This is a genomic window from uncultured Pseudacidovorax sp. (genome assembly GCF_913773995.1).
Taxonomy (GTDB): domain Bacteria; phylum Pseudomonadota; class Gammaproteobacteria; order Burkholderiales; family Burkholderiaceae_C; genus Xenophilus.
The window spans coordinates 1-7,887 of the sequence record NZ_CAJYES010000138.1; the positions used below are offsets into that span (position 1 = coordinate 1).

General features: G+C 69.6%; 6 protein-coding genes. All 6 read right to left on the bottom strand.

All coding sequences use genetic code 11. The annotated features are described in order from the left end of the window. A partial coding sequence (locus tag QZ772_RS12975) for a 3-hydroxyacyl-CoA dehydrogenase NAD-binding domain-containing protein (RefSeq protein ID WP_295526813.1) occupies positions 1–1,915 on the bottom strand: 1,915 nt, incomplete at its 3' end. Positions 1,916–1,964: 49 nt separating this feature from the next. Then, entirely contained in the window at positions 1,965–3,170 is a 1,206-nt protein-coding gene (locus QZ772_RS12980) for an acetyl-CoA C-acetyltransferase (protein WP_295526815.1), read from the bottom strand. A 35-nt stretch (positions 3,171–3,205) separates the two neighbouring features. After that, positions 3,206–4,363 (bottom strand): acyl-CoA dehydrogenase family protein, encoded by a 1,158-nt coding sequence (locus tag QZ772_RS12985; RefSeq protein ID WP_295526818.1) that lies wholly within the window; start codon positions 4,361–4,363, stop codon positions 3,206–3,208. After that, on the bottom strand, positions 4,360–5,892 hold the full coding sequence (locus QZ772_RS12990; protein WP_295526821.1) for an AMP-binding protein: 1,533 nt from the start codon (positions 5,890–5,892) through the stop codon (positions 4,360–4,362). Before QZ772_RS12990 ends, QZ772_RS12985 begins: the two co-directional genes overlap by 4 nt. A 39-nt stretch (positions 5,893–5,931) precedes the next feature. Continuing rightward, positions 5,932–6,924: a tripartite tricarboxylate transporter substrate binding protein gene (locus QZ772_RS12995; RefSeq protein ID WP_295526823.1), complete on the bottom strand. Its 993-nt coding sequence runs from the start codon at positions 6,922–6,924 to the stop codon at positions 5,932–5,934. Continuing rightward, on the bottom strand, positions 6,921–7,887 hold a 967-nt coding region (locus tag QZ772_RS13000; protein WP_295526825.1), incomplete at its 5' end, for a CaiB/BaiF CoA-transferase family protein. The genes QZ772_RS13000 and QZ772_RS12995, both read right to left, overlap by 4 nt.

Sequence of the window (7,887 nt, forward strand, 5' to 3'; positions counted from 1 at the left end):
CCTCGGCAATGCCCTCGTCGATGGCGTGCAGCGTCTCCAGGGACTGCACGTGCAGCAGCCGCTGCACGACCTCGTCGGGCGAAGGCTGCGTCTGCAGCGGCGCGAAGAGCTCGCCCAGGCCCGGCCACAGGCGCTTGCCTTCCGAGGGATAGTCGTACACCCCGCCGCCGGCCTTTCGCCCGATCCTTCCCGCGGCCACGAGGCGCCGCGCCGCATCGAGTGCCCGGCCCGACTCGCGCGCCGTGCCGCGCCCTTCGCGCGCAAGGCTGGCAATGATGTCCGTCAGCAGGTCGTAGGACGTGAGGTCGGCCATGGCGAGCGGACCGATGGGCATGCCGGCCGACAGCGCGGCGTTGTCGATCAGCGCCGGCGAGACGCCCTCGTGCAGCATCGTCAGCGCCTCGCGCGTGTAGGCCCCCACGACCCGGGATGTGTAGAAGCCGGGCCCGTCCTTGACGACGACGGCCGTCTTGCCCAGACGCTTGAGGAAGTCGAGCGCATGGGCATGGGTGCGCGCCGAGGTGTCGCGCCCCAGGATCACTTCGACCAGGGCCATGCGATCCACGGGGGCGAAGAAATGCAATCCGATGAAGCGCTGCGGCTGCTCCAGCGTCCTGGCCAGCGAGGTGATGGACAGCGTCGAGGTGTTCGACGCGATGATCGCGTCGGGCCCTGCGATCTGCGCGATCCGCGCGAAGACCTGTTCCTTGACCTCGGCGGATTCGACGACCGCCTCCACCACCAGATCGCATCCGGCCAGGGCCTGCATGTCCGATCCGGCCTGGATGCGCCCCAGCAGCGCATCGGACGTCGCCGCATCTGCCTGGCCGCGCGAGACGGCGGACGCCAGGGTCTTGGCGATCCGCGCCTTGCCGCGTTCGGCCGCGTCTTCGCTGGCGTCGATGAGCACGGTCTCCAAACCTGCGCGGGCGCACACATGGGCGATGCCGCTGCCCATGAGCCCCGCACCCACCACGCCGACGCGCCGCAGGGCGAGCACCGGCTCGCCGGCGGGCCGACGCGTCTGCTTGCGGGCCGCACTGGCGGCGATGAACTGCGTGCGGATGCGGTTCTTGGCCGACGCCGAGGCCGCGACCATCCCGAAGTAGCGCGACTCGATGGCCAGCCCCGCATCGATGCCGCGCTCCAGGCCCTGCGCCAGCACATGCAGCAGGGCGCCGCCGGCCAGATCCGCCGGGGGCGACCTGCGGCGCAGCGCCGGCCATGCGTAGAAGAAGAACCATCGGCCTTCGCGCGACTGCGGCTCGAAGTCCCGATAGCGGAAGCCCTTGGCGTCCCAGGGTTGCTGAGGCTGCGGGTGGGCCAGGATCCACGCCCTGGCCACCTCGACGAGCGCCTCGGGCGCCACGACCGCGTCGACGATGCCGAGCTTGTGGGCCTCGTGCACACCGATCGCTTTGCCCTCCTGCATCATCCGCGTGGCCGCCTTGATGCCGATCAGCCGCGGCAGGCGCTGCGTGCCACCTGCGCCCGGAATCAGCCCCAGTGTGGCTTCCGGCAGGCCCACGCGAAGCTGCGGGAGATCGGCGGCGACCCGGTGGTGGCAGGCCAGCGCCACCTCCAGCCCGCCGCCCAGTGCGGAACCGTTCAGGGCTGCCACGAAGGGCTTGCCCGAGCGCTCCATGCGGCGCAGGCAGGCGCCGATGTCGCGCACGTTGGCGATCGCCGCCTCCGCCGTCCTGGCGCCGTAGACGGCATCGATGTCGCCACCGGCCAGGAAGTCGCGTTTGGCGGACCCGATGACTGCGCCCTTGACCAGCGGATCGGCAATGGCGCGGTCCACCGCCTCGACGAAGGCGGCCATCGCAGCCGCGCTCTTGATGTTGACGGGACCGTCCGGGTTGTTCCAGACGATGTGCGCGACGCCGTCGGCGTCCAGGGAATAGTCGATCACGACAGATCTCGCTCCGATGAAGGGGTCAATGGGCCTGAAAGCCGGGCGCTCAGGTCCGCTCGATGAGGGTGGCCACGGCCATGCCCAGGCCGGTGCACATCACGACGAGGGCGCGGCGCTGGCCGCGGCGCTCCAGTTCATCCAGGGCTGTGCCGACCAGCATGCCGCCGGTGGCGCCCACGGGATGCCCGAGCGCGATGGCGCCGCCCGCCACGTTGAGCTTGTCGTGGGGCACGCCCAGATGCTTCATGAAGTGCAGGGGGACGACCGCGAAGGCTTCGTTGACCTCGAAGAGGTCGATGTCCTCCACCGTGAGACCGGCACGCGAAAGGCATCGGCGGGCCGCCGGAACCGTGGCCGTGAGCATGATGCAGGGATCGTCTGCGGCAGTCGCCGTGGCAACGATGCGTGCGCGGGCGGTGATGCGCAGGCGGTCCCCGGCGGCCGCGCTGCCGATCAGTACGGCCGAGGCGCCGTCGGCGATGCCCGACGAATTGCCGGCATGGTGCACATGGTCGATGCGGTCGACCTGCGGATAGCGCAGCCTGACGGTCGCGTCGAAGCCCATCTTCTCGCCGCTTTCCACGAAGGAGGCAGGCAGCCGCGCCAGCGATGCGGCGGTGGTGTCCGCCCGCACGAGCTCATCCTGCTCGAGCAGCACGTGGCCGAGGCGATCGCGCACCGGGGCCATGGAGCGGCTGAAGAACCCCCCGGCCTGGGCCTGGGCCGCACGTTGGTGGGACGCCGCTGCAAATGCGTCGACGTCCTCCCGCCCGAATCCCTCGAGAGTCGCGATCAGGTCGGCCGCCACACCCTGCGGTGTCTGCAACACCCGGTCGTTGAAGAAGACATCGCTGACCGACGGGCCGCCGGTTCCCACCAGCATGGGCACGAGCGAATTCATCTCGACACCGCCTGCGACGATGCAGTCGGCCTGGCCGCCCATCACCTTGGCCGCAGCCGTGTTGACCGCATCCAGCGCCGAGCCGCAGAAACGTGAAACCATGAAGCCCGGGACCTCGTCCCAACCGACCTGCAGGGCGGCAGACCTGGCGAGGTTGGCTCCCTGGTCGTCCACCGCCTCGACGCAGCCGAAGACGACTTCATCCGGGGCCATTGACCGGAAGTCATTGCGCGCCAGGATGGCGTCCAGGACGGTCGCGCCCAGTTCGAGGGGTGACAGGGTGTGCAGGGCGCCTTGGGGCTTGCCCTTGCCCCGGGGTGTTCGCACGGCGTCGTAGATGAAGGCTTCCACGTGGGGATCCAGAGTCGTTGATGAGTGGGAAAGGGTCAGCGGCGGGGCCAGAGCGTGCGCGCCACGATCTCTTTCATGATTTCGGAGCTGCCGCCCGCGATGCGCTCGACGCGCGCATCGGCGTAGGCGCGCGCGACGGGGTATTCGTTCATGTAGCCCCAGCCGCCATGGAGCTGGAGGCAGGCGTCCACGGTCCGCCCCAGGGCTTCCGTGACCCACAGCTTGGCGCCGGCCGCCGTGGCCGGGTCCAGCTCGCCGGCCCCGTGTTCCTGGAGCAGACGGTCGACCAGCGCACGACCGGCCGTGAGCTCGGCCTTCACGTTGCCCAGCACGAAGCGGGTGTTCTGCAGCTCGCTCAGCAGGCCACCGAACACCTGCCGGTCTGCGACATAGGCCACCGTATCGCGCAACACGGCTTCGGCCCGGGCCTGGCAACTCACGCAGATCGTCAGGCGCTCGCGCGCCAGACCCTTCATCAGGTAGCGAAAGCCCTGCCCCTGCTCGCCGAGCAGCGCCGAAGCCGGCAGCACGACGTCGTCGAAGAAGAGTTCGGACGTGTCCTGGGCATGGTGTCCGAGCTTGTCGAGATTGCGGCCACGCCGCACGCCTTCCCGCGCGGCGTCCACCAGGAACAGCGAGATGGCCTGGGCGCCGTCGATCTTCGCGGCGACGACGAAGACGTCCGCCAGTTGCCCATTGGAGATGAAGACCTTCTGTCCGGACAGCCGGAAGCCTTCGTCCATGCGCCGCGCCTGGGTGCGGATGCCGTGCAGATCGCTGCCGGCCGACGGTTCGGTCATCGCGATCCCGGCAATGGCCTCGCCGCTCACGAGGCGGGGCAGCCATTCGTCCTTCTGCGCCTGCGAGCCGAAGTTCAGGATGTACGGGGCGGCCATTTCCGAATGGATGGCGAAGCCGGGGCCCGGCGCGTGGGCGTACGCCAGTTCCTCGAGCACCACCGCGCTGTAGAGGTAGTCGCCGCCCGCACCGCCCCACGCCTGGGGAAAGGTCGGACAGAGCATGCCCAGCGCCCCGGCCTGCCGCCAGACGGAGCGCGGCACCTGGCCTGCGGCCTCCCAGTCGCGGTGGTGGGGCGTGATCTCCTGTGCGACGAAGCGCCGGACCTGGTCGCGGAAGGCCTCGTGCTCTTCGGAGAAAACCCGGCGCGGCAGGTCGAGGATCGATGCAGTCATGCGTTCTCCTGCGCGAGCCATTGCGCGCGCAATACGTTCTTCTGGACCTTGCCCACCGCGGACAGCGGCAGGCCGGCGGTGCGCAGGTCATAGCTGCGCGGCACCTTGTAGCCGGCGATGCGTGCGCGGCAGTGGACGTCGAGGGACGCCTTGTCGAGCACCGCGCCCCCGCGTGCGACGACGACGGCATGCACGCGCTCCCCCCAGTGCGCATCGGGCAGACCCAGCACGGCGCAGGCCGCCACATCGGGATGGGCGGCCAGGGCGTTCTCGACCTCCGCGCAGTAGATGTTCTCGCCGCCGCTGATGATCATGTCCTTGAGCCGGTCGACGATCGTCAGGAAGCCGTGTGCGTCGAGCCGTCCGGCATCGCCGGAATGCAGCCATCCGCCGGCCAGTGCTTCGCGGCTCTTGTCCGTTTCGCGCCAGTAGCCGCGCATGACGGCCGCACCACGGACCTGGACCTCCCCCACCTCGCCTGTCGGCAGCGGCCGGTCGGTGGCCGGATCGGCAATGCGCAGTTCGAAGCCGGCGGTGGGCTGTCCCACCGTGCCGAGCTTGCCTGCCAGGGCGCCATCGAGGACGTGGCGATCAGGCGGCAGCATCACGCTCGCACCGCACGATTCCGTCATGCCGTAGAACTGCTGGATCCGCGCATGTGGGAAGGCATCGAGCAGACGCGCGAGCAGCGGCTGGGAGACCGGTGCGGCGCCGTAGGACACCGAACGCACCTGCGCGAGCAGACGGTTGTCGCGTTCGGGCGCATCGAGCACGGTCGCCAGCATCGTGGGCACCAGCTGCAGGTGGGTCACGCCGTCGCGTGCGAGCCGCTCGTAGAAGCCGCGCGTGCTGAACTGCGCCAGGAAGCTGTGTCCTCCCGCTCCGAGGGTGGTGCCCAGTCCGATGCCGAAATCGGCGAGGTGGAACAGCGGTGCCGCATGCAGGTAGACGGCACTCTGGTCGAGCAGCAGGTCGCGCTGCATGTTCAGCGCGGCGAAGGCGAAATTGCGGTGCGTGAGTTCCACGCCCTTGGGTCGACCCGTGGTGCCCCCGGTGTAGAAGATGCCGGCAAGCGTCTCCAGCTCGCCGCACGCGTCCTCGATGGGTGGCTGCGCACAGGCCTGCGCATAGCGGTCGTCGTCCAGCACGAGCGTCGCGCGAAGATCGCCGGGCTGCTGCTGTTCGACCCGGCGGGCCACATCGGCGAAGGACTCGTCCACCACGAGCAGCCGGGCTTCGGAATGGGCGAGGATGAAGCGCAACTCCTCGAAGGCCAGGCGGGTGTTCAGCGGGACCAGGGTCGCACCGGCCCACCATACGGCGAGCATGAGTTCGAAATAGCGCGGTGAGTTGTGCGCCAGGGTCGCCACCTGGACGCCGGGCTGCGCACCCAGCGCGCGCAGGGCGCCGGCCAGCGCTGCGATGCGGTGGGCCGTTTCCTGCCAGTCACGCCGCTCGCCGTCACCTGCCATCGCCAGCCCCTGCGGACGGATCGATGCGGCACGCCGCACGGCCTGCGTGAGCATCATGGGCAAACGCCCCGGATCGTGTGGAAGGTCATGGCGCGCTCACTCCAGACGCACACCCGCCGCCCGGATCATCCTGCCGGCGTTGTCGCTGTCGCGCTTGACCAGCGCCTGGAATTCGGCCGTCGTCATCTGGCCGGGCTCCTGACAGAAATCGTTCAGGCGCGCCACGAGATCGGGAGCGGCCACCGCAGCCTGGATGTCCGCGCCCAGCTTGGTCACCACCGACGCCGGCACACCCCTGGGGGCAAAGACGCCGATCCACGCGGGCGTCTCGAAGCCCTTGACGCCCAGCTCGAGCAGCGTGGGCACATCCGGAACGAAGCGATAGCGCTTCTCGCCGGTGACGGCCAGCGGGATCAGGCGTCCCGCCGCGATGTGCTGTTTCACCGTGCCCAGGTTCGACAGCGCGAGCGCGACATCGCCGGCCAGCACGGCCTGGACCGCGGGAGCGGCACCCTTGTACGGCACGTGGACGAGGTCGGCGCCCGATGCCTTGTTGATCTCGATCAGCACCAGATGGGAGTTCGAACCCACGCCGTAGGAGCCGAAGGCGAACTTGCCCGGCTGTTTGCGCGCCGCCTCGACCAGATCCCGGAAGCTCTTGACCCCCGACGCCGGGCTGGTCACGAGCACGAGCTGCTCCGTGGTGATGGCTGCGACCGGAACGAGATCCGTCTCGGGACTGAAGGGCACCTTCTGCATCAGGAAGGGCAACTGGGTGGTCAGCGAAATCGTCGCGAGGAAAGTGCTGCCATCCCGTGGCGCGCCCAGCACCGACTCGGCCGCGATGATCGTGTTGGCGCCTGGCTTGTTGTCGACCAGAGCCGCAGTGCCACCCCAGGCCGCGCGCAGCTTTTCGGCCATGAGGCGCGTCGCCATGTCGGCGCCGCCTCCGGGCGCGAACGGCACCACGAAGCGCACCGGCCCCTTCGGCCATGCGGGCTCCTGGGCCCACGCGGTGCGCGAAAGGCTGGCCGGAACCAGGCCAGCGGCCATGGCGGCTTGAACAAATCGACGTCTGGCAAGGCTCATGTTGTCTCCTGACGAATGGTTGTTTGCTGATGCGGGGGAACACCGATGCCGGGCGCCATGACGCCCAGGCTCTCGAGGCGGTCGATCTGCGCCGTCGAATAGCCGCACTGCGCAAGCAGCGCCCGACCATGCTCTCCCGCCCGTGGCGGCGCGCGGCGCAGGCTGCCCGGGGTGCGCGAGAAGCGCGGCGTCGGTGCAGCCTGCTCGACACCGTTGAAGCGCACATAAGTGCCGCGGGCGATGTGATGGGGATGGCCGCTCGCCTCGCCGAGCGACAGCACCGGCGTCACGCAGGCATCGCTGGTCTCGAAGGTGGTTTCCCAGTGGGCCCGCGTATGGCTGGCGAACGCCTGGGCGATGGCCTGGCGCAGCTGCGGCCAATGCTGCATTGACATGCGGTCTGCAAAATCCTCGGCGCGCAGTCCCAGGCCGGTCAGAAGCTGGCCGAAGAAGGCCGGCTCGATCGGCCCCACCGCCATGAAGCCACCATCGAGCGTCGCGAAGGTGCCGTAGAAGGGGGCGCCGCCATCGAGCAGATTGGTGCCCCGCTCGTCGCGCCAGTGACCGGCCTCCCGCAGGCCATGGAAAGCGGTCATCAGGCTCGCCACGGCATCGGTCATGGCCACATCGACGATCTGCCCCTTGCCCGAGCGCGCGGATTCGAGCAATGCGCAGACCAGGCCGAAGGCGAGGAACATGGCACCGCCGCCATAGTCGGCGACAAGGTTCAGCGGGGGCACGGGCGGCCCACCCCGGCTGCCGATCGCGTCCAGTGCGCCAGACAGGGCGAGGTAGTTGATGTCGTGGCCCGCACGCGGTGCCAGGGGGCCCGTGCGCCCCCAGCCCGTCACTCGGCCATAGACCAGCCGCGGATGCGCCTCGAGACAGACCTCGGGCCCAAGCCCGAGGCGCTCCATGACGCCTGGCCGGAAGCCCTCGATGAGCGCATCAGCTCCGGCGACC

Excerpts from the sequence above, each read along its gene's own strand:
- QZ772_RS12990 (WP_295526821.1), bottom strand. The coding sequence starts at position 5,892 with ATGATGCTCACGCAGGCCGTGCGGCGTGCCGCATCGATCCGTCCGCAG.
- QZ772_RS12985 (WP_295526818.1), bottom strand. The coding sequence starts at position 4,363 with ATGACTGCATCGATCCTCGACCTGCCGCGCCGGGTTTTCTCCGAAGAG.
- QZ772_RS12995 (WP_295526823.1), bottom strand. The coding sequence starts at position 6,924 with ATGAGCCTTGCCAGACGTCGATTTGTTCAAGCCGCCATGGCCGCTGGC.